This window comes from Streptomyces sp. JNUCC 64, assembly GCF_054484115.1.
This window is the reverse complement of sequence record NZ_CM137015.1, coordinates 6,427,206-6,453,034: the sequence shown is the minus strand read 5'-3', so window position 1 is coordinate 6,453,034 and position 25,829 is coordinate 6,427,206. Positions and strand designations below refer to the sequence as shown.

Annotated in this window: 21 protein-coding genes; 3 read left to right on the top strand and 18 right to left on the bottom strand. The window is 72.7% G+C overall.

Features of this window, described 5'->3' with window-relative positions; translation table 11 throughout:
- The first annotated feature begins 38 nt into the window (after window positions 1-38).
- Together ACVWNX_RS26575 and ACVWNX_RS26570 are read left to right on the top strand one after the other, a co-directional pair.
- A complete protein-coding gene (locus ACVWNX_RS26575; protein WP_454410585.1) occupies window positions 39-731 on the top strand; it encodes a hypothetical protein in 693 nt (230 codons plus the stop codon).
- A gap of 126 nt (window positions 732-857) precedes the next feature.
- Window positions 858-1,676: a thioredoxin domain-containing protein gene (locus tag ACVWNX_RS26570; RefSeq protein WP_454410584.1), complete on the top strand. Its 819-nt coding sequence runs from the start codon at window positions 858-860 to the stop codon at window positions 1,674-1,676.
- An 87-nt stretch (window positions 1,677-1,763) separates the two neighbouring features.
- Here the strand turns inward: ACVWNX_RS26570 and ACVWNX_RS26565 are convergent, their stop codons facing one another.
- The 6 genes from ACVWNX_RS26565 to ACVWNX_RS26540 all read right to left on the bottom strand — a co-directional run bounded on the left by ACVWNX_RS26565 (window position 1,764) and on the right by ACVWNX_RS26540 (window position 8,522).
- Window positions 1,764-2,465, bottom strand: a complete 702-nt coding sequence (locus ACVWNX_RS26565) for a bleomycin resistance protein (protein WP_454410582.1) — start codon at window positions 2,463-2,465, stop codon at window positions 1,764-1,766.
- A 264-nt stretch (window positions 2,466-2,729) separates the two neighbouring features.
- Complete coding sequence (locus ACVWNX_RS26560) at window positions 2,730-3,350, bottom strand: dienelactone hydrolase family protein (protein ID WP_454410581.1); 621 nt, start codon at window positions 3,348-3,350, stop codon at window positions 2,730-2,732.
- Window positions 3,351-3,639: 289 nt separating this feature from the next.
- A complete protein-coding gene (locus ACVWNX_RS26555; RefSeq protein ID WP_454410579.1) occupies window positions 3,640-5,226 on the bottom strand; it encodes a Na+/H+ antiporter in 1,587 nt (528 codons plus the stop codon).
- A gap of 222 nt (window positions 5,227-5,448) precedes the next feature.
- Window positions 5,449-6,390 carry an RluA family pseudouridine synthase gene (locus tag ACVWNX_RS26550; protein ID WP_454410578.1) on the bottom strand — a complete coding sequence of 314 codons (942 nt, stop codon included), beginning with the start codon at window positions 6,388-6,390 and terminating at the stop codon, window positions 5,449-5,451.
- Window positions 6,391-6,490: 100 nt separating this feature from the next.
- Window positions 6,491-7,159 (bottom strand): signal peptidase II, encoded by a 669-nt coding sequence (gene lspA / locus ACVWNX_RS26545; RefSeq protein WP_454410576.1) that lies wholly within the window; start codon window positions 7,157-7,159, stop codon window positions 6,491-6,493.
- 148 nt (window positions 7,160-7,307) lie between these two features.
- Complete coding sequence (locus ACVWNX_RS26540; protein ID WP_454410575.1) at window positions 7,308-8,522, bottom strand: TraR/DksA family transcriptional regulator; 1,215 nt, start codon at window positions 8,520-8,522, stop codon at window positions 7,308-7,310.
- A gap of 610 nt (window positions 8,523-9,132) precedes the next feature.
- Here ACVWNX_RS26540 and ileS point away from each other — a divergent pair.
- The gene (ileS, locus tag ACVWNX_RS26535; RefSeq protein WP_454410573.1) at window positions 9,133-12,300 is read left to right on the top strand and encodes an isoleucine--tRNA ligase; all 3,168 of its coding nucleotides are present in this window, start codon (window positions 9,133-9,135) and stop codon (window positions 12,298-12,300) included.
- A 797-nt stretch (window positions 12,301-13,097) separates the two neighbouring features.
- Here ileS and ACVWNX_RS26530 read toward each other — a convergent pair.
- From ACVWNX_RS26530 to ACVWNX_RS26475, 12 genes are all read right to left on the bottom strand, one after another.
- Window positions 13,098-14,258 (bottom strand): DivIVA domain-containing protein, encoded by a 1,161-nt coding sequence (locus ACVWNX_RS26530; protein WP_454410571.1) that lies wholly within the window; start codon window positions 14,256-14,258, stop codon window positions 13,098-13,100.
- A gap of 62 nt (window positions 14,259-14,320) precedes the next feature.
- Window positions 14,321-14,605 carry a YggT family protein gene (locus ACVWNX_RS26525; protein WP_454410570.1) on the bottom strand — a complete coding sequence of 95 codons (285 nt, stop codon included), beginning with the start codon at window positions 14,603-14,605 and terminating at the stop codon, window positions 14,321-14,323.
- Between the two features lie 74 nt (window positions 14,606-14,679).
- Window positions 14,680-15,330, bottom strand: a complete 651-nt coding sequence (gene sepF, locus ACVWNX_RS26520) for a cell division protein SepF (RefSeq protein ID WP_454410568.1) — start codon at window positions 15,328-15,330, stop codon at window positions 14,680-14,682.
- 137 nt (window positions 15,331-15,467) lie between these two features.
- Window positions 15,468-16,211 (bottom strand): YggS family pyridoxal phosphate-dependent enzyme, encoded by a 744-nt coding sequence (locus ACVWNX_RS26515; RefSeq protein ID WP_454410566.1) that lies wholly within the window; start codon window positions 16,209-16,211, stop codon window positions 15,468-15,470.
- 6 nt (window positions 16,212-16,217) lie between these two features.
- A complete protein-coding gene (pgeF, locus tag ACVWNX_RS26510) occupies window positions 16,218-16,964 on the bottom strand; it encodes a peptidoglycan editing factor PgeF (protein ID WP_454414946.1) in 747 nt (248 codons plus the stop codon).
- A complete protein-coding gene (ftsZ, locus tag ACVWNX_RS26505; RefSeq protein ID WP_454410565.1) occupies window positions 16,964-18,181 on the bottom strand; it encodes a cell division protein FtsZ in 1,218 nt (405 codons plus the stop codon). Before ftsZ ends, pgeF begins: the two co-directional genes overlap by 1 nt.
- A 274-nt stretch (window positions 18,182-18,455) precedes the next feature.
- The gene (locus ACVWNX_RS26500) at window positions 18,456-19,274 is read right to left on the bottom strand and encodes a cell division protein FtsQ/DivIB (RefSeq protein ID WP_454410564.1); all 819 of its coding nucleotides are present in this window, start codon (window positions 19,272-19,274) and stop codon (window positions 18,456-18,458) included.
- 44 nt (window positions 19,275-19,318) lie between these two features.
- The gene (gene murG / locus ACVWNX_RS26495; protein WP_454410562.1) at window positions 19,319-20,413 is read right to left on the bottom strand and encodes an undecaprenyldiphospho-muramoylpentapeptide beta-N-acetylglucosaminyltransferase; all 1,095 of its coding nucleotides are present in this window, start codon (window positions 20,411-20,413) and stop codon (window positions 19,319-19,321) included.
- A gap of 6 nt (window positions 20,414-20,419) precedes the next feature.
- Window positions 20,420-21,778 carry a putative lipid II flippase FtsW gene (gene ftsW / locus ACVWNX_RS26490; protein WP_454410561.1) on the bottom strand — a complete coding sequence of 453 codons (1,359 nt, stop codon included), beginning with the start codon at window positions 21,776-21,778 and terminating at the stop codon, window positions 20,420-20,422.
- Between the two features lie 92 nt (window positions 21,779-21,870).
- Window positions 21,871-23,340 carry a UDP-N-acetylmuramoyl-L-alanine--D-glutamate ligase gene (murD, locus tag ACVWNX_RS26485; protein ID WP_454410560.1) on the bottom strand — a complete coding sequence of 490 codons (1,470 nt, stop codon included), beginning with the start codon at window positions 23,338-23,340 and terminating at the stop codon, window positions 21,871-21,873.
- The gene (gene mraY / locus ACVWNX_RS26480) at window positions 23,322-24,395 is read right to left on the bottom strand and encodes a phospho-N-acetylmuramoyl-pentapeptide-transferase (RefSeq protein WP_454410559.1); all 1,074 of its coding nucleotides are present in this window, start codon (window positions 24,393-24,395) and stop codon (window positions 23,322-23,324) included. Before mraY ends, murD begins: the two co-directional genes overlap by 19 nt.
- Window positions 24,392-25,828, bottom strand: coding sequence for a UDP-N-acetylmuramoyl-tripeptide--D-alanyl-D-alanine ligase (locus tag ACVWNX_RS26475; protein ID WP_454410557.1), 1,437 nt, complete (start codon window positions 25,826-25,828; stop codon window positions 24,392-24,394). The genes mraY and ACVWNX_RS26475 overlap by 4 nt, the downstream gene beginning before the upstream one ends.
- Window position 25,829 lies beyond the last annotated feature (1 nt).

Below are 25,829 nucleotides of genomic sequence, written 5' to 3'. Positions count from 1 at the left end.
GCGCTCGCTTACCCCGGCCCATGGGAGACTCCTGGACGATGGACATATCCGGTACCCCGCTCAGAGCCGTGCGCGCGGCACTGTTCACGGCCCTGGCCGTGACGCTGTCGACCGCGTCGCACGTGCTGCTGTCCGGGGTGCCGCTGCCCTTCACCACGACCGTGGCCGTCACGCTCGCCGTCTTCGCGCTCGCCTTCGCCCTCACCGGGCGCGGGGAGCGCGGCTTCGCCCCCATCGCGGCGCTGCTGGTGCCGCTGGAACTGGCCGCCGACACCGTGTTCACCGTGGGGCAGCACACCTGCTACGGCCCGGCGGGCGGTCCCATCACCGGGCCGCTGCGTTCGATGGGCCTCGGCGTGCTGTGCGGGGGGCCCGAGGTGGGCACCCCCTTGGCGGTGGTGGCCTCGGGTGACCGGGGCCCCGCCGCGGAACTGCTCGCCCAGTCCGGCCCCGGCGCCCCCTGGCTGCTGCTCGCCGGGCACCTGGGCGTCGGTCTGCTGGCCTCCCTGTGGCTGTGGCGCGGCGAGGCCGCCCTGGCCCGGCTGCTGCGCGCGGCGGCCCTCGGAGCCCTCCGGCCGCTGCTGACCGCCGTCGCGGCGGTCGTCGGCCGCAGCCCCGCCACCGTCCCGGCGCCGCCCGCGTTCCCCCGGACGCGCACCGTCGTCCGACGGCCGATGTGGGCGCACCCGGTGGCCCGCCGGGGACCGCCCCGCTCCCTCGCCACCGTCTGAGCCGTCGCCCCCGCGCGGGGTCGATGACGGCCGGGCCCGTACGACCGCCGGGCGATCCGGCACCCCCACACCTTCCACCCGTGCTCCGCCACGCGCGGAGGCACGTCACCACACGGAGATTCCCCCATGAGCAAGCGGAACAGCCAGGCGGCCAAGACGGCGGCGCGCGAGCGGCTGCGGATCGAGCGCGAGAAGCAGGCGAAGAAGGAGAAGGCGAAGCGGCAGGGCGTCGTGGCCGTCTCGATCGTCGCCGTCCTCGCGGTCGCGGCGGGCGCCGGTTACCTGATCATGGAGTCCAACAAGCCCGAGTACTGGGATCAGGCGGCCAAGGACAAGCTGGTCAAGCCCGCCAACACCAGCGGTGAGAACGGCACCACCGTCGTCGTCGGCAAGGACTCGGCGAAGAAGACCCTGAAGCTGTACGAGGACCCGCGCTGCCCCGCCTGCGCCGGTTTCGAGCAGACGCTCGGCTCGACGATCGCGAAGGACGTCGAGGACGGCAAGTACAAGGTCCAGTTCATCGGCGGCACCTTCATCGACAAGATGGCCGGGGGCGAGGGCTCCCGCAACGCGATGAGCGCGCTGGGCGCCGCCCTGAACGTGAGCCCCGAGGCGTTCGCGGAGTACAAGGAGAAGCTGTACTCCGCCGAGTTCCACCCCGAGGAGTCGAAGGACGAGTTCGCCAAGGACTCCTACCTGATCAAGGTGGCCGACTCGGTCGAGGCCCTGAAGGGCAACGAGAAGTTCCGCAAGGCCGTCGAGGACGGGACCTACGACCGCTGGGCACTGGAGATGTCGCAGTCCTTCACGGACAACGAGGACGGCGTCACCGGTACCCCCTCGCTGGTCATGGACGGCGAGAAGGTCACCGCCGAGGGCTCGGACGCCGCACCCTCGACGGTGGAGGAGTACAACAAGGCGCTCGACGCCGCGCTGAAGGGCTGACGGCTCCGCCGTTTCCCGGCTTCCCCCGGCCCCGGCGCGCGGACACCACCGCGCGCCGGGGCCGGGCGCCTTCACCACCGCCCGGCGTCACCCCGGCAGTTGACGCAGCCGTTCCAGGTCGTCCCGCACCGCCTCCCGCTCCCCGTCGGTGAGGGGGACGGCGACGGCCCCGGCACGGGCGGCCGCCGCGGTCTCCTCGTCGCCGAGCCGCCCGGCGACGTCGGCGCGCAGCACGAGCAGCCGCACCAGCTGGGGCGGGGTGGGGCGCTCGTCCTCCAGCGCCAGCGCCCGGTCCAGGATCCGCGCGGCTCCCAGCGGGTCCTCCTTGGAGTCCGCGAGCAGGGCCGCGTGGTGCAGGGCGCGGGCGAAGGTCTCGCGTGGGGCGGCCCGGTGGGCCTGGTCCCCACTGATCAACTGGCCGACGCGCAGACAGTTGCCGCCCGGGTCCGTCATCAGGAACTGCCGCACCCCGTGGGAGGTGTCGGCCACCGGCCCGATCCGGGGCAGTCCCCGGGTCGGCACCTTCCCGTACGCCGCCTTGAGCCCGGCGCGGAACGCCGTGTGCAGTCCGTCGACGTCATCGGTGCGGACGGCGCAGGTGCTGTACGACTCGGTCGGCTCGTAGCGCTTCATCCCGAAGAAGTGGAGTTCCACGCCGCCGCGCCGGACCACCGCGTACGGGTTGGGGCTCCGCTGTTCGAAGACCACCTCGAAGCCGAGGGCGGTGTAGAAGTCGAGGACCGGCGGGAGGGTCCGGCAGGGCAGGATCGGCGTGGTCGTCTCGGTCATGCCGACAGTCTAGTCAAAATTGAATAGCGAGCGCCGGGGAAAGCCGCGATCAAGTGGTCGGAGGATCGGAGACCGCCCGGTACGCGGCGGCCCGGACCTCCCCCGGCCCGCTCGCACCGACCGCGCACCCGCCGTCCGGGCCGCCGCCCCTGCCGCCGCACGCCCGTGCGTTCGCGCGTCCGGGCCGCCGCACCCACCGCACGCCCGCACGCCCGCACGCTCCGTCTACCCGGCGACCGCCTTCACGCCCCAGCGGCGCCCGCGTCAGCCCTCGGCACCCGAGCCCGCGCTGCCAGAGTCGGCATCGGCATCGGCATCGAGCGACTCCAGGAACCCGAGGACCGAGCGCCAGGTCAGTTCGGCGGCCTCCGCGTCGTGGTCCGGCAGCCCGGGGTCGGTGTAGAGGTGCCCGGCGCCCCGGTAGCGGTGCACCTCGACGTCCGCACCGGCCGCGCGCATCCGCAGGTACCAGGAGTCGACCCACTCCTCCGGCTCGTAGGGGTCCGGGTCGGCGAGGTGCAGCCGCACCGGCAGCCCGTCCAGCCGTGCCGCCTCCGGCACCTCCGACATCGAGTGCAGCAGCACCGCGCCCCGGGCCCGCTCGTCGCCCAGGGCGAGGCTCTGCGCGTAGTACGCCCCCAGGGAGAGGCCCAGGTAGACGAGTCCACGGTCCGAGTACGGGGCGGCGGCCAGGACCGCCCGCTTCAGCAGCTCGTCCTGGCCGGCCTCGTCCCGGTGGGCCAGCGCCTCCTCCTCGGTATCGAAGGCGCGGCCGTCGAACAGGTCCGGCGTCCAGACGTGGTGCCCGGCGGCGCGCAGCCGGTCGGCGGCCTCCCGCACGGCGGGCCGGAGACCGTACATCGAGTGGAAGAGCATGATGTTCATCCGGTCATCCTGACAGCCGGGTCTGACAACGGCCTCCGGGCGGCTTCCCGACCGGCTCACCGACCGGATGCGGACGGGAGGGAGGCGACACAGCGGACGGGACGGGGGCGAGGGCGGACGGGCCGGAGGCACCGGGGCAACAGGCCCGGCCCGAACGCACGACCGGACCGGACGGCCGACCTGACACGGACCTACGACCGGACCGGACGGCCGACCGAACGAACGCGGACGCGGACGCGTGACCGGGCCGCCCGCTCCGGCGCCCGGCCGGGAGCACCGCCCGCCCCGCTCAGCGCAGACTGCGCACGTCGAGATGGCGCAGCACCCGGTCGACGACCTCCGGATCGGCACCCGGTTCGCCACGGGCGGCCAGCACCTCGTGCCGGGCGGCGGACAGCATCTCCCCCTGGATGTGCCGCAGCCGCCGCAGCCGCTCCACGCGCTGGGCGTGCGCCTCGCGCCGTTCCTCGTCGGCCGGGTCGGGGCTGATCCGGGCGCCGATCTCGATCGCCCGGTGCGACAGCTGGTCGACCAGGTCGCCGGGGAGGTCCTCGACCTCCTCGATCTCCCTCAGCCGCCGTCGGGCGGCCTTGGCGGCACGGACGGCGAGCCGCCGCTCGAAGGCGGCCTCCGCCCCGGCGTCGGCCTCCACCCCGAGGGTGCGGACCAGCCACGGCAGGGTCAGTCCCTGGACGACGAGGGTGAACAGGATGACCCCGAAGGCGATGAAGACGATCTCGTCACGGGCCGGGAACGGGTCCCCGTCCTCCGTGCGCAGCGGCAGCGCGAGGGCGAGGGCCACCGAGGCGACCCCGCGCATCCCGGCCCACCACATGACGAGGGTCTCGCGCCAGCTGGTGGGGATCTCCTCGTCCACGTCCCGCCGGGCGTGCAGCCGTTTGGTCAGCCAGGTGGCCGGGAGCAGCCACAGCAGCCGGACCAGGACGACCGCGGCGGCGACGGCGGCGGTCCAGCCGAGCAGCTCGCCCCAGCGGCCCTGGGCGGTCCCGACCGCCTGGTGCAGCTCCAGCCCGATCAGGCCGAAGGCGACCCCGGTGACGAGGGTGTCCACGATCTCCCAGAAGGTGGTGCCCGCCAGCCGCGCGGTGACGTCGTCCGCGCCCAGCGCGTACTCGGCGAGGAACAGCGCGGTGACGAGGACCGCCAGCACCCCCGAGCCCTTCAGCTCCTCCGCCAGCAGATAGGACGCGAACGGGACGAGGAGGGTGAGGCCGATCTGGAGCGTGGCGTCGCCGAGGTACCCCATCAGCCGGTTGGCGGTCCAGCCGATCGCGAGGCCCACGGCGATCGCGACCACGGCGGAGAGCACCAGCTCCACGGCGGCCCTGGGCAGGGAGAAGCTCCCGCTGACCGCCGCGGCGACCGCCACGTGGTAGAGGACGATCGCGGTGACGTCGTTGAACAGCCCCTCGCCCTCCAGGATGGAGACCAGCCGCCGGGGCAGTCCGAGCTGTCCGGCGACGGCCGTGGCGGCGACCGGGTCGGGGGGCGCCACCAGCGCGCCGAGGGCGAGGGCGGCGGCGAGCGGCAGCCCCGGGACGACCGCGTCGGCGACGAACGCGACGGCGGCCGTCGTCACGAAGACGAGGGCGACCGCCAGCAGCAGGATGGGCCGCAGGTTCGCCGTGAACTGCCGCCAGGAGGTGCGCTGCACCGCCGCGTACAGCAGCGGGGGCAGCACCAGGGGGAGGATCAGCTCGGGCGGGAAGTCGACCGCCGGGACGAAGGGCACCAGGGCGAGGGCGAGGCCCCCGAGCGTCATCAGCACCGGCGCGGGCAGCCCCAGCCGGTCCCCGAGCGGAACGCTGACCACGGCACCGAGCAGCAGCAGGAACAGCAGCGCCAACTGGTTCACCCCGCCAGCCTGCACCGTCGGCGCCCCGGGTCGCCGTAGCCGACCCGGGGTGTCGCCCCACCGGCGCGGAGCCGGTCCCCGCGGCACGGCGCGGGGCGATCACGGTCGCGGTGGCCGCCGGGCCGGTGGCCACGGGGTCACGACGGGCGCCGCGTCATCGCGTCATCGCCGTGCGTGGGCCGGCACGACGCACGCGTCACCGGTGACCGGCGGGGCACCCCGTCAGGAGGATTCGGCGCGCACCCGGTCCAGCGCCCGCTGGAGGTCGTCGGGGTAGGAGCTCTCGAACTCGACCCAGCGCTCCTCGCCGGGGTGCTCGAAGCCGAGGCGCACGGCGTGCAGCCACTGCCGGGTCAGCCCCAGCCGCTTGGCCAGCGTGGGGTCGGCCCCGTAGGTGAGGTCCCCGACGCAGGGGTGGCGGTGCGCGGACATGTGCACCCGGATCTGGTGGGTGCGCCCGGTCTCCAGCTTCACGTCCAGCAGCGAGGCCGCGCGGAACGCCTCCAGCAGGTCGTAGTGGGTCACCGAGGGCTTGCCCTCCGCCACGACCGCCCACTTGTAGTCGTGCTGGGGGTGCCGTCCGACCGGCGCGTCGATGGTGCCGCTCATCGGGTCCGGGTGGCCCTGGACCAGGGTGTGGTAGCGCTTGTCGACGGTCCGCTCGCGGAACTGCTGCTTGAGCGAGCTGTACGCGTACTCGGACTTGGCGACCACCATCAGCCCGGAGGTGCCCACGTCCAGCCGGTGCACGATGCCCTGGCGCTCGGCGGCGCCGGAGGTCGAGATCCGGTACCCGGCGGCGGCCAGTCCCCCGATGACGGTGGGGCCGTTCCAGCCGGGGCTGGGGTGCGCGGCCACGCCGACCGGCTTGACGATCACCACGATGTCGTCGTCGTCGTGGACGATCTCCATGCCCTCGACGGGCTCGGCGACGATCTGGACCGGGGCGGGCGGCAGCGGCATCTCGACCTCCAGCCAGGCACCGCCGTGCACCCGCTCCGACTTGCCGACCTCGGCGCCGTCGACCAGCACCTTGCCCGCCGCGGCCAGCTCGGCCGCCTTCGTCCGGGAGAAACCGAACATCCGGGAGATGGCGGCGTCGACGCGCTCGCCCTCCAGGCCGTCCGGCACGGGCAGGGTTCGGATCTCGGGAATCGCGCTCACCCGTCGAGTATGCAGGACGCGGGCGGCCCCGCCGTCCGGAGCCCGGGCCGCCCGGGTCGCGCGGCCCGTCCCTCGCGGCCCGTCCGGTCCCCGGGGCCGGTCAGTCCTTGTGGACCGTGCCGTCCGGGTCGAGGCCCCGGAAGGACAGCAGCACGATCAGGATGCCGCCGCACACGATCGCGGAGTCCGCGAGGTTGAAGACGGCGAAGCCCTTGGGGGCGATGAAGTCCACGACCGCGCCCCGGAAAACACCCGGCGAGCGGAAGATCCGGTCGGTCAGGTTGCCGAGCGCGCCGCCGAGCAGCAGCCCGAGCGCGATGGCCCAGGGCAGGCTGTACAGCTTGCGGGCGAGCCGGGCGATCACCACGATCACCGAGGCGGCGATCACCGTGAAGATCACCGTGAACGCCTCGCCGAAGCCGAAGGCGGCACCGGGGTTGCGGATCGCCTCGAAGCGCAGCCACTCCCCGATCACGTCGATCGGCGGGTGGTGCTCCAGCTTGGCCACCACGACCAGCTTGCTGATCAGGTCGAGCGCGAAGGCGAACGCGGCCACCGAGAACAGCATCGCGATCCGCCGCTTGCCCCGGGACGCCGTGCCCTCGGCGCCGTCCGCGCCCTCGGCGGTGGCGGCGTCATCGGCGGTGGCGGCGCCGGAGGCGTCCGGGACGTCCGTGTGCCGCTCGCCGTGCCCGCCGTCGGGGGCCGGCGCCGTCCCGGACGGGTCCGGGGAGTCCGGGGTGTCGATGGTGCGCTCCGCCTCTGCCACGTGAGTCCCTCAGCCTAGGTACCTGACTGGGAACGAGGGTACGGCACGGCCCCCCGGGCTGATCAGGGGCGGGACCGGACCGGTTCGGGACCTCCGCCGCCCGTGCACGGCACGGGCGGGAACCCCGGACGCCCGGGTCCGGGTCCGGTCAGCCCCGGCGTTCCTGCCGCTGCTTGCACTCCACGCACAGGGTGGCCCGGGGGAACGCCTGCATCCGGGCCTTGCCGATGGGCTTGCCGCAGTTCTCGCAGAGCCCGTACGTCCCGGCGTCCAGCCGTTCGAGGGCGCGCTCGGTCTGTTCGAGCATGGTGCGGGCGTTGGCCGTGAGCGCCAGCTCGTGTTCCCGGGTGATGTTCTTGGTCCCGGTGTCGGCCTGGTCGTCGCCCGCGCCGTCCCCGGAGTCCCGCATCAGTCCGGCCAGGGACGCCTCGGAGGAACGGATCTCCTCGCGCAGCCGGACCGCGTCGGCGGTCAGCAGCGCCCGCGCCTCCTCGGCCTCCTCCGGGGTCCAGGCGTCCTCCCCCGGGCGCACCGGCAGCACGCCGGGCTCCGCCGCCGCGGGCCTGGCCTTGGGCACCGGGGTCGGTGTGGTCTTCGTGGCCGTGCCCCGCGTCTTCTTCGCAACCACTGGCGTGGCTCCCGTCATCTCCGCGACTTCAGCCGCACTGTCCGTGCCGTGTGTGCCGGGCTCACCGGGGGCGCCCTCGCGGCTCCCCGCACGTTTCGCCTTCCCGTCCCCGCCCCCCGTCCCGGAAGCCCGTGCCCGGCCGCCGGGCGCGTCCGTTCCCCGGATGTCTGCCCGGTGGACGGCGCCCTTACCGTCCCCGGCGATCTCCCCGGTCCCGGCGGCCTCCCCGTTGTCCGGTTTCCCCCCGGCCGTCTTGCGGGCCCCGCCCTTCCCGGCGGCCGTCCTCCCGGCGGCCGCCTTCCCGGTGCCGGTCTTCCCCGCGACCGTCGTCGTGGCCTTCTTCACGGCCTTCCTCCGGGGTGCCGCCTTCTTGGCCGCCACCTTCTTCACGGGGGCCCCAGCGGCATCCGCCCCCTCGACGGCCGCCTCCTCCTCGTCCGCCCCAACGGCCTGTTCCCGACCCGGGGCGGCCCCGGCCGCGGCCTTCCCGGCGGCCCGCTCACCGACGGCGGCCTTCCGGGCGGAAACCTTCGCACCGGCGGCCGCCTTCTTACCGACGGCCTTCTTGGCGGCCGTCTTCTTGGCGGCCGTCCTCCTCGCGGGGGCCTTCCGGGCGGCGGCCGTCTTCCCGGCGACGGCCTCGGCGGGCTTCCCCGAAGGCGCCGCGCTCCCGCCGTCCCCCGGGGCGTCCGCCCCGGGCGGCTCGTCCTGCGCGGCGGTCTCTTTCGCCACCATGGCCGCGGCCCCTTCGCCTCTGGGATCGTGCACCCGAATCGCTCTGGGGACGATAAATCGGGAGGAACCGGGCGGCAACGCGGAACGGACGGCCCCCGCCCCCGCCACGGCCCGCTCCGCCCGCACGCCGGGGCCCGGCGACGGCTCCCGGGCCCCGGCACCCCGGCCTGCCCCGTTCGGGTCACCGGGACCTCGGCGGCCCCGGTGACCCGCAGATCGGGTCGGCGGGTCCCCCGCGGGCCCGTCCTCCCGTCCCCACGGCGGCCCCGCTGGCCCGTAACCGGGTCGGCAGGTCCCCCTCGCGGCCCGTACACTGGCCGCAGCGAACAGGTGTGGATGGGGCCGAGTAGCGGCGTACGCAGCCCAGAGCGACCCGGGGACGGTGTGAGCCCGGGGGCGAGCGCGACGTGAAGATCACCCCGGAGCCGCCGGAAGAAAGCCCCGGTCAGCGGGGTCGGTAGAACCGGCATCGCGACCCCAATGAGGGGGCCGTCCGGCGCAGCCGTACCGGAGGGCCAAGGAGGGTGGTACCGCGGGAGCGCGCCGCAGCAGGCGCACCGGCTCTCGTCCCTCCGACGGAACGCAGCAGTCCGCCCGAGGAGCCGTCGCGATGACCCCGCCGCAGCAAGAACCCGCCCTGAGCGCCGAGGCGCAGTACCGGCACGTGCCCGCCCAGGTCGACCTGCCCGCCCTCGAACACGCCGTGCTCGACTTCTGGCGCGAGAACAAGGTCTTCGCCAAGAGCCTGGAGCAGTCCGAGGGGCGCCCCGAGTGGGTGTTCTACGAGGGCCCCCCGACCGCGAACGGCATGCCCGGCGCCCACCACATCGAGGCGCGGGTCTTCAAGGACGTGTTCCCCCGCTTCCGGACCATGCGCGGCTACCACGTGGCGCGCAAGGCGGGCTGGGACTGCCACGGACTGCCCGTGGAGCTGGCCGTCGAGAAGGAACTCGGCTTCAGCGGCAAGAAGGACATCGAGGCGTACGGCATCGCGGAGTTCAACGCCAAGTGCCGCGAGTCGGTGACCCGGCACACCGACGCGTTCGCCGAGCTGACGAACCGCATGGGCTACTGGGTCGACCTGGAGGACGCCTACCGGACCATGGACCCGGAGTACATCGACTCCGTGTGGTGGTCCCTCAAGCAGATCTTCGACAAGGGACTGCTGGTCGAGGACCACCGGGTGGCGCCCTGGTGCCCGCGCTGCGGCACCGGCCTCTCCGACCACGAGCTGGCCCAGGGGTACGAGACGGTCGTCGACCCGTCGGTGTACGTGCGCTTCCCCCTCACCTCCGGCCCGCTGGCCGGCCGGGCGTCCCTCCTGGTGTGGACGACCACCCCGTGGACGCTGGTGTCGAACACCGCCGTCGCCGCGCACCCCGAGGTCGTCTACGACGTGGTGACCGACGGCACCGAGCGACTGGTCGTGGCCCGGCCGCTGGTCGCCAAGGCGCTCGGCGAGGGCTGGGAGCCCACCGGGGAGAGCCACACCGGCGCCGAGATGGAGCGCTGGACCTACCGGCGCCCGTTCGACCTGGTGGAGTTCCCGGCCGAGGCGGGCCCCGCGCACTACGTCGTCAACGCCGACTACGTCACCACCGAGGACGGCACCGGTCTCGTCCACCAGTCCCCCGCCTTCGGTGAGGACGACCTCAAGGTGTGCCGCGCCTACGGGCTGCCGGTGGTCAACCCGGTCCGCCCGGACGGCACCTTCGAGGAGGGCCTGCCGCTGGTCGGCGGGGTCTTCTTCAAGAAGGCCGACGAGGCGCTGACCCAGGACCTCCAGGACCGGGGCCTGCTCTTCCGGCACATCCCCTACGAGCACAGCTACCCGCACTGCTGGCGCTGCCACACCGCGCTGCTCTACTACGCGCAGCCCTCCTGGTACGTCCGGACCACCGCGATCAAGGACCGGCTGCTGGAGGAGAACGAGCGGACCAACTGGTTCCCCGACTCCATCAAGCACGGCCGCTACGGGGACTGGCTCACCAACAACATCGACTGGGCGCTCTCCCGCAACCGCTACTGGGGCACCCCGCTGCCGGTCTGGCGCTGCGAGGAGGGCCACCTCACCTGCGTCGGCTCCCGCGCCGAGCTGACCGGACTGACCGGCACCGACCAGTCGGAGCTGGACCCGCACCGCCCGTTCATCGACGCGGTCACCTTCCCCTGCCCCGAGTGCCGGACCACCGCCACCCGCGTCCCCGAGGTCATCGACGCCTGGTACGACTCGGGCTCGATGCCGTTCGCGCAGTGGGGCTACCCGTACCACAACAAGGAGCTGTTCGAGAGCCGTTACCCGGCGCAGTTCATCTCCGAGGCGATCGACCAGACCCGCGGCTGGTTCTACACGCTGATGGCCGTGGGCACCCTGGTGTTCGACAAGTCCTCGTACGAGAACGTGGTCTGCCTCGGCCACATCCTCGCCGAGGACGGCCGCAAGATGTCCAAGCACCTCGGGAACATCCTCCAGCCGATCCCGCTGATGGACCAGCACGGCGCCGACGCCGTCCGCTGGTTCATGGCCGCGGGCGGCTCCCCCTGGGCGGCCCGTCGCGTCGGCCACGGCACCATCCAGGAAGTGGTCCGCAAGACGCTGCTGACCTACTGGAACACCGTCGCCTTCCAGGCCCTGTACGCCCGCACCGCCGGTTGGGCGCCCAGCGCCGCCGACCCGGCCCCGGACCGGCGCCCGCTGCTGGACCGCTGGCTGCTGTCGGAACTCCACGCGCTCACCGACCAGGTGACCCGGGCGCTCGACGCGTACGACACCCAGCGGGCCGGGAAGCTGCTGTCGGCGTTCGTCGACGACCTGTCCAACTGGTACGTGCGCCGCTCCCGCCGCCGGTTCTGGCAGGGCGACAAGGCCGCGCTGCGGACCCTGCACGAGGTGGTCGAGACGGTCACCCGGCTGATGGCGCCGCTCACCCCGTTCATCACCGAGCGGGTCTGGCAGGACCTGGTCGTCCCGGTGGCGGCGGACGCGCCCGCGTCGGTGCACCTGTCGTCGTGGCCGGAGGCCGACCTCGACGCCATCGACCCGGAACTGTCCCGGCAGATGGCCCTGGTGCGACGGCTCGTCGAACTCGGCCGGGCGACCCGCGCCGAGTCCGGGGTGAAGACCCGCCAGCCGCTGTCCCGCGCCCTGGTCGCCGTGACCGGCTTCGAGTCCCTCCCGGTCGAACTGCACGCGCAGATCACCGAGGAACTGAACGTCACCTCGCTCGCCTCCCTCTCCGAGGTCGGCGGCTCCCTGGTGGACACCACCGCCAAGGCCAACTTCCGGGCCCTCGGCAAGCGGTTCGGCAAGGGCGTGCAGGCGGTCGCGAAGGCCGTCGCCGAGGCGGACGCGGCGGCGCTGTCGCTCGCCCTGCGCGAAGGCACGGCGTCCGTCGAGGTCGACGGGGAGAAGGTCGCCCTCGTCCCCGAGGAGGTCATCATCACGGAGACCCCGCGCGAGGGCTGGTCCGTGGCCTCCGACTCCGGGGCGACCGTGGCCCTCGACCTGGAGATCACCGACGAGCTGCGGCGGGCCGGACTCGCCCGTGACGCCATCCGGCTGATCCAGGAGGCCCGCAAGAACAGCGGGCTGGACGTGGCCGACCGGATCGCCCTGCGCTGGGACGCCACCGACGAGGGGGTGGCGTCGGCGCTCACCGAGCACACGGCGCTCATCTCCGACGAGGTCCTCGCCACGGAGTTCGTCCGGGCGGAGCCCGGTACTCCCGCCTTCTCGGACGCGGGTCTGTCCCTGACGTTCAGCCTCCGCAAGGTCTGACCCCCGCACCTCCCCGACCGCCGGGGACGCACCGCCCGTCCGGGCCCGCGTCCCCGGCGGTCACGCGTTTCCCGCTCCCACCGGAACGGTTCCGCTCACCGCTGTCGCCTGCGGGCCCTCCGCGGTCACCCGTGCGCCCGGGTTCCGTCTCGGACGGTGCGTCGTCTTCCTCGGGTCCGTCGTGGCCATTCGCGCAGTTCCCCGCGCCCCCAGGGGGCTGCCTCCTGAGGCTCGTCTTCGACTGCGGATGCGCGGTGGTTGTTCGCGCAGTTCCCCGCGCCCCTTGACGGGGCCTTCCGCCCGGCGGTCGGCTCACTGCCGTGGAGGGTTGCCCGCGCAGTTCCCCGCGCCCCTTCGGGGCGTCCCGAAGGGGCGCGGGGAACTGCGCGAACGGCCGTCCACGAACCGCACGCGGAAGACGGAGAGGCGGGAGCGAGGGCGCCCACCCGGACAAGCCCCGATAGGGGCGCGGGGAACGGCGCGAGCAACCACCGCGCACCGGCGGCCAAAGACGAACCCCAGGAGGCAGCCCCCTCAGGGGCGCGGGGAACTGCGCGGGCAACGCACCACGGGCCGCACCCGGGCAACGACTCCAGGGACTACGGCGGGGGCCCCGGCGAGGGGCGCGGGGAACGGCGCGGGCAAGCGCCACGAACCGTACCGGCGGTCGGACGGGAAGCCCGGCGGGGCGGGGCCCGGGCCGGAGGGGCCGCCGGAGGGGCCCCGGGCACGGAAAGAGGGCGGGGCCCCCGGAAGTTCCGGGGGCCCCGCCCTCAGTGCCGGGTCGGTGAGACCCGTCAGTTGTCGTCCTCGTCGATGAGGAAGCCCCGCATCGGAGAGGGAGCCTGCTGCATCGGCTGCGGCGCCTGCGGACGGACCGGAGCCATCGGCTGGGTCATCGCGGGCGTCATCTGCTGCTGTCCACCGTACGACGGGCCGCCCGGCGCGGGCGCCCCGCCCATGGACTGCCCACCGTAGGAGGGCGCGCCCGCCCCGGCGGGAGCCATCGACGGCGCGGGGGACGGCGACGGCGGCAGCGAAGCGGCGGACGGAGCCCGCGGCGGCGCCAGCGAGTCGTCGGCCTGGGTCTCCAGCTGACGCAGCTGGGACTCCAGGTACGACTTCAGCCGCGTGCGGTACTCGCGCTCGAAGCCGCGCAGATCCTCGACCTTGCGCTCCAGGGTGGCGCGGGCGGACTCCAGGGAGCCCATCGCGACCCGGTGCTTCTCCTGCGCGTCCCGCTCCAGGGCGTCCGCCTTGGCACGGGCGTCCCGCTCCAGACCCTCGGCGCGGCTACGGGCCTCACCGACGATCTTGTTGGCCTCGGAACGGGCCTCGGCGATGGCCTGGTCGGCGGTCTGCTGCGCCAGCGAGAGCACCCGGGCGGCACTGTCGCCACCGGGGCCCTGGGCGGGCTGCATCTGCGGACCGTGACCACCCATGGGACCGCCCATCGGGCCGCCCATCTGCTGCATCGGACCGGGGCCCTGCTGCATGGGGCCGGGAACCTGCTGCATCGGACCCGGGCCCTGCTGCATGGGACCGGGAACCTGCTGCATCTGGCCGGGGGCCTGCTGCATGGGGTTGTGGCCGGGACCGGGGGGCAGCTGGGGTGCGCCGCTCGGCAACTGCGGGGGGCCGCCCATGGGGCCGCCCATCTGCGGTTGCTGCTGCTGCGGCGGCACCGGCTGCGGTCCCGATATGGCGGCGGGCACCGGACCCTGTCGATCCTGCTGCTGCTCCGGGGGCTTGCGCATACCGGCCTGCTGCTGGTTCTGGGCAGCGGCCCGGGTCGCGGCCGCGAGTTTGGCGCGCAGGTCCTCGTTCTCGCGGAGCAGACGGGTCAGTTCGGCTTCGACCTCGTCGAGGAAGGCATCGACCTCGTCCTCGTCATAGCCTTCTCGGAGGCGGACGGTGGTGAACTGCTTGTTCCGCACGTCCTCGGGGGTCAATGGCATCTCTTTACCTCAGCGTAGTCGTCGGCGGGATCAACCCCCGCTTCAGCGGGGACCGTCATCGTTCACAGTCGGCTCACGACGGAGATCAAGATGTAGACGATGATCATCAGAACGAAGAAGGACAGGTCGAGCGCCACGCCCCCGAGACGCAGCGGTGGGATGAACCGCCGCAGCAGCTTGAGCGGTGGATCAGTGACCGTGTAGGTGGCCTCCAGGAAGACCACCATGACCTTGCCCGGCTGCCACGAGCGGGCGAACTGGAAGACGTAGTCCATCACCAACCGGAAGATGAGCACGATGAGGAAGCACATCAGCGCGATGTAGATCACGTCCAAGAACACGCGCATCTGATGCTGTCCCTCTCCCCTGTGTCCGTGCCTGCGTCCGTGTCGGATTATCGGTCAACGACCGGTCCTGCGTCTCAGCTCTGGTTGAAGAACCCGCCCTCTGCGATGCGAGCCTTGTCCTCTGCCGTGACGTCGACGTTAGCAGGAGACAACAGGAACACCTTCTGAGTCACGCGCTCAATACTGCCGTGCAGACCGAAGACGAGGCCAGCGGCAAAGTCGACAAGTCGCTTCGCGTCGGTGTCGTCCATCTCGGTCAGATTCATGATCACCGGAGTGCCCTCACGGAAGTGTTCACCGATGGTACGGGCTTCGTTGTACGTCCGCGGGTGCAGCGTGGTGATCCGGTACGGCTCCCGCTCGGACACGACCTTGGGCATGATCACCGGTGCGTTCTTCTCCAAACTCTGGCGGTCGGGTGTGATGGATGCCACGGGCGCGATGCGCGCGGGACGCGCCGATTCCACCGCGAGTGCGGCGGACTGGGGTACAGGGTCGCGCTGTACCGGGGGTTGCACCACTCGTACCGATTCGTCCCCAGGGGACTGTAGCGGTTGATGACCCTGATGGGACTGATGCGGCGTGTCGTGCCGCCGACGGTCCCGCTCGGGCTCCGGGTCCAGTTCGGGCTCGAAGTCGTCATCGGGGTCGAAACCCCTGCCGTCGTACCCATCGTCCTCCACGAGGCCGAGGTAGACCGCCATCTTGCGCATCGCGCCGGCCATTCTCTGAGTCCTCCGCTCTGTGGTGGATCGGCGTGGCGGATCGGCTGACGCCCACCAAGTCCGCGATCCACGGGGTCAACCCACCAAATCGGGGGGAATGACCATATTTTCTACTGTGGTCCGACTTCTTGGTGACGTTACCCGAGCCCGGGACGGACTCCGAGTACCGCACTGCCGACGCGCACATGTGTCGCTCCGGCCGCCACGGCCTCCTCGAGGTCCCCGCTCATCCCCGCTGACACCATGTTCGCAGCAGGATGCTCCGCGCGCAGCGCAGTCGACAAATCCATCAACCGCCCGAACGCGGCGCGTTGGCGCCCCGCGTAGGGACCGGCCAGGGGTGCGACGGCCATCAGTCCGTCCAGTCGCAGCCCCTCGGCCCGGGCGACCAGGGCCGCCAACTCGGCGACCCCGTCCGGGCCGACGCCGCCGCGACGGCCGAGGGCGCCCTCGGCCCCTCCGGCCCCCGGACCGTCCTGGGCGTCCAGCGCCACTTGCACGAGACACCCGATCTCGCGACCGGTGCGGACCGCCTCGCGGGAGAGGGCCGTGACCAGCCGGGACCGGTCCACGGACTGCACCTCGGAGGCGTAACCGAGCACCGAGCGGACCTTGTTGGTCTGCAACTGGCCGACGAAGTGCCAGGTCAACGGGAGGTCGGCACAGGCGGCGGCCTTGGGGGCGGCGTCCTGGTCGCGGTTCTCCGCCACCTCCCGGACACCGAGTTCGCTCAGGAGACGGACGTCACTCGCCGGATAGGTCTTGGTGACCACGATGAGGGTCACCTCCTCCCGGGCGCGCCCGGCCGCGGCACAGGCCGCGGCGATACGTTCCTCCACTTTCGCCAGGTTCGCGGCGAGTTCTTCCTTGCGATCCGTCATGCCGTATCAGTCCAGCCAGACATAGCCCGCGAGCCGCCCGGTGGCGCGGTCGCGTCGGTACGAGAAGTGGTCGGGCGACTCCCGGGTGCACACGTCCGAACGCTCCCGGTCGTTGACGCCCAGGCGCGCGAGTTGGGCGTGCACGCCGGCGCACACGTCGACGGCGGGGGTGCCCCAGGTGGTCTCGGCGTGGGCCGCAGGTTCCACCGCGGCGACCTCGGCGCGCATCTCCTCCGGCACCTCGTAGCACCCGCCGCAGACCGAGGGGCCGGTGCGGGCCAGGATCCGGGAGGGCTCGGCGCCCAGTTCCACCATGGCGGCGACGGCCGCCGGGACCACCCCGGCGACCAGTCCGGGACGTCCGGCGTGCGCGGCGGCGGCGACTCCGGCAACCGGGTCGGCGAGGAGGACGGGGACGCAGTCGGCGGTGAGCACCGCGAGCGGGAGTCCCCGGCGCGCGGTGACCACGGCGTCAACCCGGGGTGCGGGCGCATCACCCCAAGGGGTGTGGACCACGGCGACCTCACTGCCGTGCACCTGGTTCATCCAGACGACGGACACCGGGTCGAACCCGAGGTGTTCGGCGGCGATCCGCCGGTTGGCACGCACGGCGGCGGGGTCGTCACCGACGGCCCCGCCGAGATTCATCCGCTCGTACGGAGCGGCGCTCACCCCGCCCCACCGGTCGGTGAAGGCGAAGTGCGCGCCGCTCGTGGTGATCCGGTCCGGGATCACCTCACCGGATCGGCCTATCACTTGAGGAAGTCCGGTACGTCCAGCTCCTCCGCGGCGCTGTCGTACCGGGCGGGCGGGACCTGCGGCGTGAGGCCGGAGGTGCCCGAGCCGAGGGACGAGCCCGAGGAGACCGGGGCCTCGACCGGCTCCGGCTTCGAGGGCTCCTCGCGCGGGGTCACGCTGCCGAGGCCGCCGAACGCGGGGCGGCTGTCGGCGGACCGGGCGGGGGCGGGCTCCTCGCGCTTGGCCCCGGCGGTGCCCAGACCGCCGTGCTGCTTGGCCGGGGGCTGGCCGCCGTCGAACCCGGCGGCGATCACCGTCACCCGGACCTCGTCACCGAGGGCGTCGTCGATGACCGCGCCGAAGATGATGTTGGCCTCGGGGTGGGCGGCCTCGCTGACCAGTTGGGCGGCCTCGTTGATCTCGAAGAGGCCCAGGTCGGAGCCGCCGGAGATGGAGAGCAGCACCCCTCGGGCGCCGTCGATCGAGGCTTCCAGGAGCGGCGAGGAGATCGCCATCTCGGCGGCGGCCACCGCGCGGTCGTCGCCACGGGCCGAGCCGATGCCCATCAGCGCGGAACCCGCCTCGGACATCACGGACTTCACATCGGCGAAGTCGAGGTTGATGAGGCCGGGGGTGGTGATGAGGTCGGTGATGCCCTGGACGCCGGAGAGCAGTACCTGGTCGGCGGACTTGAACGCGTCGAGCACGCTGACCTGGCGGTCCGAGATGGACAGCAGCCGGTCGTTGGGGATGACGATGAGGGTGTCGACCTCTTCGCGGAGTTCCGCGATGCCGTCCTCGGCCTGGTTGGCGCGACGGCGGCCCTCGAAGGTGAAGGGCCGGGTGACCACGCCGATGGTCAGGGCGCCCAGCGAACGGGCGATGTTGGCGACGACGGGCGCGCCGCCGGTGCCGGTGCCACCGCCTTCGCCCGCGGTGACGAAGACCATGTCGGCCCCCTTGAGGACCTCCTCGATCTCCTCGCGGTGGTCCTCGGCGGCCTTGCGGCCGACGGCCGGGTTGGCCCCGGCGCCCAGTCCCCGGGTGAGTTCGCGACCGACGTCGAGCTTGACGTCGGCGTCGCTCATCAACAGCGCCTGCGCGTCCGTGTTGATCGCGATGAACTCGACACCCTTGAGGCCGACCTCGATCATCCGGTTGATGGCATTGACACCACCGCCGCCGACACCGATGACCTTGATGACTGCGAGGTAGTTCTGCGGTGCTGCCACGTCGAGAGCCTCTCGCCTCGATTACGTGCCGTCGCTCGCCGTGTCGCGCCGCGACGGCTAATGCCGAATTGGGACGGTCCGAACGCCGACCCGAACCCTAACGGTGAAGTTTAGGGTTACCAGTGTGTCTGTTCTCTGGACTCTTCCGAACAGGACACTAAGTCGACAAGTGGCGCGCGTTCAACGAACACGCCGAACCTCCCGTTTTTCTTTTCACCCTATGTGATCAGCCGTAGCGCTGCCCACTCAGGGTGCTGACCTGCGCGAATGTGCGTCAACTCACCGCTGACGCAGGGGCGGTGGGAACGCTGACGTCGAAGTGCCGGGCCTTGGGCGCGGCTTTCATCAGCGCGGTGAGGGTGACGCCCTTCGCCTCCCCTTCCTCGGCGCTCCCCCAGTCGACCGTGCGGCCGTCGGCCAACTCCAGGGTGATGGAGTCGTAGCTGCGGACTTCGAGGGTACGCGTCTGGGCGGCGACCCGGGGCGGGACGGCGGTGATGACGTCCACGGCGGACCGGGTGAGTTCCCCGGTGGCGAAGCGCGGCGGGACACTCGTGCGACGGGGGGCCAGTTCGAGGGCGGGAACGCCCCGGGGGGCCCGGTCGACGGTGGCGAACCGCACCCCCTCGTCGTCCACTTCGATGAACCTCCCGCCCTTCGCCACCGTCAGGACGGGCTCGCGTTCGATGATTTTCAGACCGATGCCACGGGGCCAGGAGCGGACCACGTCGACCCGGTCGACCCGGGGCAGCCGGTCGGCGATCCGGGCCTCGACGGCGTCCGTGTCGACCGAGACCAGCGGGGTGCCGAGGCTGATCCCGGCGGCGGCGCGGACCTCCTCCGGGCGCAGGACGTCCGTGCCGGAGACGCTCACCTTGGCGACCCTCGGCCACGGCGAGCCGTACAACAGCCAGATCCCGCCGCCCACCAGGACGGCCAGACCCAGCGCGGAGAGGACCAGCCCGCGGGTGCCGAACCGGGGCACCCAGCCGGGCAGCAGGGCGGCCGCGCGGGAGCGCCGCGACTCCCCCGGGGAGCCGGGCGGGCCGGACTCCGGCGTCCGCTCGTCGTCGGCGGTCCTCGGTCCGGCCACGTTCCCTGCCTTCCGTCACGCCCTCGGCGCGAGCCGCACTTGGGTCACGCCCTGGCGCGTGACGCGATCGCTTCGTACACCATGCCGACGAGCAGGTCGTCGGCGTCCCGGCGGCCGAACTCGGACGCGGCGCGGGACATCTCGTACAGCCGGTGCGGGTCCGCCAGCACCGGGAGGACGTGGGACTGCACCCACTGGGGGGTCAGCTCGGCGTCGTCGACGAGCAGCCCGCCGCCCGCCTTGACCACCGGCTGGGCGTTGAGCCGCTGTTCGCCGTTGCCGATGGGCAGCGGGACGTAGGCGGCCGGGAGTCCGACGGCGGAGAGTTCGGCGACGGTCATCGCGCCCGCGCGGCAGAGCATCATGTCGGCCGCCGCGTACGCGAGATCCATCCGGTCCACATACGGTACCGGGATGTACGGGGGCATCCCGGGCATGTTGTCGATGTGCGGCAGTTCGTTCTTGGGGCCGACCGCGTGCAGGATCTGGATGCCCGCCTGCTGGAGGTACGGGGCGGCCTGCTGGACGACCTCGTTGAGCCGGCGGGCGCCCTGGGAGCCGCCGGAGACCAGCAGCGTCGGCAGGTTCGGGTCGAGCCCGAAGGCGGCCCGCGCCTCGGGGCGCACCGCCGCGCGGTCCAGGGTGGCGATGGAGCGGCGCAGCGGGATGCCGATGTAACGGGCCCCCCGGAGCTTGTTGTCCGGGGTGGAGACGGCCACCTGGGCCGCGTACCGGGAGCCGATCTTGTTGGCGAGGCCGGGGCGGGCGTTGGCCTCGTGGATCACGATGGGCACCCCGCGCCGCTTGGCCGCCAGATAGGCGGGCAGGGCGACGTAGCCACCGAAACCGACCACGGCGTCCGCCCGGGTGCGCTCGATGACCTGCTCGGCCGCCTTGATCGTGCCGCGCAGCCGTCCGGGGACGGTGATCAGCTCGGGGGTCGGCTTGCGGGGCAGCGGCACCGCCGGGATCAGGGCGAGTTCGTAGCCCCGCTCGGGAACGAGCCGGGTCTCCAGGCCGCGCTCCGTGCCCAGCGCCGTGATCCCGACCGTCGGGTCCTGCCTGCGCAGGGCGTCCGCCAGGGCGAGCGCGGGCTCGATGTGTCCGGCGGTGCCCCCGCCAGCGAGTACGACATGCACCGAAATTCACCGCTCTCCGGACGGGCGCGTCCTGACGCGCCGTCGCATCGTGTTCCAACTCCGGGGCGCCCGGTCGGTCCCGGAGCCCCTTCCCGCGGTCCGCTCACGGTCCCGGGACCGCCGTCGTACGGCGAGCGCCGCCCGCGCGGCGGGGTCCTCCCGTGCGAAGGCGATCAGCAGGCCGATGGCGAACATGGTCGGCAGCAGGGCCGACCTCCCGTATGAGAACAGCGGGAGCGGGACACCGGCGATCGGCAGCAGACCGAGCACCGCACCGATGTTGATCACGGCCTGCGCCATGATCCAGGTGATCACGCCACCCGCCGCGTACCTCACGAAGGGGTCCTCCGTGCGTCCGGCCAGGCGGATACCCGCATAGCCTAGAGCCGCGAACAGCCCCAGGACGGACAGCGTCCCCGCCAGCCCCAGTTCCTCCCCGGCGATGGCGAAGATGAAATCCGTGTGGGCTTCCGGAAGTTGGCCCCATTTTTCCACACTCGCACCCAGCCCGGAACCAAAGAGACCGCCGGACGCCAGCGCGTAGATCCCGTGTACGGCCTGCCAGCACGGGTCGTCGGGGCCGCCCAGCTCGGAGGCGCCGATGCACTGCAGCCGGGACATCCGGGTGGGGCTGGTCCTGATGAGGACCGCGCCGACGACCAGGGCGACGGCCAGCACCCCGGCGAACAGCCGGGTGGGCGCCCCCGCGAGCCACAGCAGCCCGAACAGGATGGCGGTGAGGATGATCGCCGTGCCCATGTCCCCGCCGAGCATGATCAGGCCGAGCACCATGAACGCCACCGGGACCAGCGGCACCAGCATGTGCTTCCACTGGTTCAGCAGCCGTCGTTCCTGTTTGCGGGCGAGCAGGTCGGCGCCCCACAGCACCAGGGCGAGCTTGCCGAACTCACTGGGCTGGAGCTGGATGAAGCCGAGTTCGATCCAGTTCCGGTTGCCGTTGACCGCGAAGCCCACGCCGGGCACCTGGACCAGGGCCATCAGCACGACGGCGCCCGCCAGCATCGGGTAGGCGAGCGCCCGGTGGAGCTTGACGGGCATCCGGGAGGCCGCCCACAGCAGCAGGGCGCCCACGACCGCCGCCAGCAACTGCTTGCGGAAGAAGAACGACCCGGGCAGATCGAGCTGCAACGCCCGGATGATGGAGGCGGAGTACACCATCACCAGTCCGAGCAGGGTCAGCAGGAAACTGCTGCCGAGAATCAGATAATAGGCGGTCAACGGACGGTCCCAGGCCCGGCGGACCCGGGACCGCAGCCGCCGCAGCGGCGACTCGCGCCGCCCAGGGGCGGGCTCCCGGGACGCGGGCTCCCGCCGGGTGACCGCGGGGGCCCGCCCGCTCAGCACGCGGGACCCCGATCGCCGGACCGCTTCGGCCGGAACGCACTCACGCGACCCTCCCAGACCTACGGGCGCCCCGCGTGGCCACAGCGACCGGCTCAGGCGCCGCCGGAGCCGAGTCCGCGGACCGCCGCCGCGAACGCGTCCCCGCGCTCGTTGTAGTTGGTGAACATGTCCATGGAGGCGCAGGCCGGGGCCAGCAGCACGGTGTCCCCGGGGCGGGCGAGCCCCCGGGCGGCCTCGACCACCTCGGACATCGCCCCAGTGTCGGTCCGGTCCACGTCGACCACGGGCACCTCGGGCGCGTGTCGCGCGAGGGCTTCCCGGATCAGGGCGCGATCGGCGCCCAGCAGGACCACGCCCCGCAGCCGCTCGGCCGCGCCCGCCACCAGTTCGTCGAAGGACGCGCCCTTGGCGAGTCCGCCCGCGATCCAGACGACCGGCTCGTAGGCGGCCAGCGACGCCTCGGCCGCGTGGGTGTTGGTGGCCTTGGAGTCGTCCACGTACGCCACCCCGGCCACGTCCGCGACGTGGGAGATGCGGTGCGCGTCCGGGCTGAAGGCGCGCAGTCCGTCGCGGACCGCGCTCGCGGGCACGCCGAAGGCGCGGGCGAGCGCGGCGGCGGCCAGCGCGTTGGCGATGTTGTGCGGGGCGGGCGGGTTCACGTCGGAGACCTCGGCCAGCTCCTGGGCCTGGCGCTGGCGGTCGGCCACGAAGGCCCGGTCCACCAGGATGCCGTCGACCACCCCGAGTTGGGAGGGGCCGGGGGGGCCGAGGGTGAAGCCGATCGCCCGGCAGCCCTCCTCGACGTCGGCGCCGCGCACCAGGTCCTCGGTGGCCGGGTCGGCCGTGTTGTAGACGCAGGCGATCCGGTTGCCCTCGTAGATCCGGCCCTTGTCGGCGGCGTACCCGGCCATGGAGCCGTGCCAGTCGAGGTGGTCGGGGGCGAGGTTGAGGACCGCCGCCGAGTGGGCGCGCGGCGAGGGCGCCCAGTGCAGCTGGTAGCTGGAGAGTTCGACGGCGAGCACGTCGTACTGTTCGCCGTCGCCGCGCTCCTGGCCGAGGACCACGTCCACGATCGGGGTGCCGATGTTGCCGACCTCCGCGACCCGCAGTCCGGCGGCGCGCAGGATCGACCCCAGCATCCGGGTGGTGGTGGTCTTGCCGTTGGTGCCGGTGACGGCGAGCCAGGGGGCGGCGTCCGGGCCGCGCAGCCGCCAGGCCAGCTCGACGTCGCCGATCACCTCGACGCCCGCCGCGGCGGCCGCGGCGAACAGCGGGGAGGTCGGCTTCCAGCCGGGTGAGGTGACCACCAGGGTGGTGCCCTGGGGCAGGGTGTCGGCGTCGCCGAGGCGGACGGTGACGCCCTCCCCGGCGAGGACGGCGGCCTTGGCCCGCTGGGCCTCGCCATCGCCGCCGTCCACCACGGTGACGTGCGCGCCGAGGCCGGCCAGGGCGCGGGCGGCACTGAGGCCGCTCACGCCGAGGCCGGCGACGGTGACGTGCTGTCCCGCGAAGGGGTCCGCGGGGTGGAGCGGGTGCTCGGTGGTCACTTCTCGGCTGCCCATCCGGCGTAGAAGAGGCCGAGTCCGACGATCACGCACATGCCCTGGATGATCCAGAAGCGGACCACCACCAGGACTTCGGACCAGCCCTTGAGTTCGAAGTGGTGCTGGAGTGGCGCCATCCGGAAGACGCGCTTTCCGGTGAGCCGGAAGCTGCCGACCTGGATGACGACCGACATGGTGATGAGGACGAACAGGCCGCCGAGCAGCGCGAGCAGCAGCTCGGTGCGCGAGCAGATGGCCAGACCGGCCAGCGCGCCGCCGAGGGCCAGCGAGCCGGTGTCGCCCATGAAGATCTTGGCGGGCGAGGTGTTCCACCACAGGAAGCCGAAGCAGGCGCCCATCAGGGCCGCGGCGACCACCGCGAGGTCCAGCGGGTCGCGGACCTCGAAACAGGCCGACGGGTTGGTCAGGGAGCCCGCGTCGGCGCAGGACTCCTGGTACTGCCAGACGCCGATGAAGGTGTACGCGCCGAAGACCATCACGGAGGCGCCGGTGGCGAGGCCGTCGAGGCCGTCGGTGAGGTTCACGCCGTTGGACATGGCGAGGATCATGAACAGCGCCCACACCACGAAGAGCACCGGGCCCATGGCCCAGCCGAAGTCCATGATGAACGACAGCTTGGTGGAGGCCGGGGCCAGGTCGCGGCTGTCGGGGAACTGGAGCGCGAGGACGGCGAAGGCGATGCCGACGATGAGCTGTCCGGCCATCTTCGCCTTGGCCCGCAGGCCCAGGGACCGACGCTTGACGATCTTGATGTAGTCGTCGAGGAAACCGACCAGTCCCATTCCGGCCATCAGGCCGAGGACCAGGAGTCCGGAGACGGTGACGGGCGCCCCGGTGATCAGCTTGCTCAGGAAGTACGCGATGAGCGTCGCCAGGATGAAGGCGATGCCGCCCATGGTCGGCGTGCCGCGCTTGCTGTGGTGCTCGCGCGGGCCGTCGTCGCGGATGTACTGGCCGTAGCCCTTGCGGGCCAGCAGCTTGATCAGCAGCGGGGTGCCCACCAGGGTCAGGAACAGGCCGATCACGCCCGCGAACAGGATCTGATTCATCATCGGGCGGCGACCTCACCCTCGCCGCTCGCGTTCCCTTCCAGCAGCGCCAGGGCCACCCGCTCCAGTCCGACCGACCTGGATGCCTTCACGAGGACGACGTCCCCCGGTCGCAGTTCCCCGCGCAATAGGTCGATCGCCGCCTGTGCGTCGGACACGTGCACCGACTCCTCACCCCACGAACCCTCGTTATAGGCGCCCATGCGCAGCCAGGCCGCTTCCCTGCCCCCGACTGCGACGAGCTTGCTCACGTTGAGCCGGACGGCGAGCCGTCCGATCGCGTCGTGCTCGGCGAGCGCCTCGTCTCCGAGCTCGGCCATCGCCCCGAGCACCGCCCACGTACGGCCCCCCCGGTCCCGGGAGCCGCCCCCCATCGCGACCAGCGCGCGCAGGGCGGCCCTCATGGACTCGGGGTTCGCGTTGTAGGCGTCGTTGACCACCGTCACGCCGTCCGGGCGCTCGGTGACCTCCATCCGCCAGCGGGAGAGGGTGCCCGCTCCGGAGAGCGCGCGTGCGACCTCGTCCACGGGCATGCCCAGCTCATGGGCGACGGCCGCCGCGGCAAGCGCGTTCGACACGTGGTGCTCACCGTACAGGCGCAAGGTCACGTCTTCGCACCCGGAGGGTGTGTGAAGGCGGAAGGAGGGCTGTCCGGCGGCGGTCAGCCGGACGTTCTCCGCCCGTACGTCCGCTTCGCCGGATTCCCCGAAGAGGACGACCCTGGCCTTGGTCCGGTCGGCCATGGCGCGCACCAGCGGATCGTCGGCGTTGAGGATCGCGATCCCGCCCGCGTCGGCGGCGGGCAGGGACTCCACCAGTTCGCCCTTGGCCTCGGCGATCCGCTCCCGGCCGCCGAACTCGCCGATGTGGGCGCTGCCGACGTTCAGGACGAGACCGATCCGGGGCGGGGTGAGTTCGGTGAGGTAGCGGATGTGGCCGATTCCGCGCGCTCCCATCTCCAGGACGAGGTAACGGGTGTCGTCGGTGGCGCTGAGCGCGGTGAGCGGCAGTCCGATCTCGTTGTTGAGGGAGCCGGGGGTCCAGACGGTGGGCCCGTGGTGCTGGAGGACCTGGGCGATCAGGTCCTTGGTGCTGGTCTTGCCGGCCGAGCCGGTGAGGGCGACCAGGGTGGCGCCGAGGCGGTCCACCACGGCGCGGGCGAGGGCGCCGAGCGCCCGCTGGACGTCGTCCACGACGATCGCGGGCACCCCGACGGGCCGGGAGGCGAGGACGGCCACCGCGCCCGCCGCGACCACCTGGGCCGCGTAGTCGTGGCCGTCGACGCGCTCCCCGGCGAAGGCGACGAAGAGGCTGCCGGGAACGGCTTCGCGGGAGTCGCGGACGACGGGTCCGGTGACACGGACCGACGGGTCCGGTATGTCGTGGGGCCGCCCGCCGACTACGGAGGCGATCTCGGCGAGGGAGAGGGCGATCACG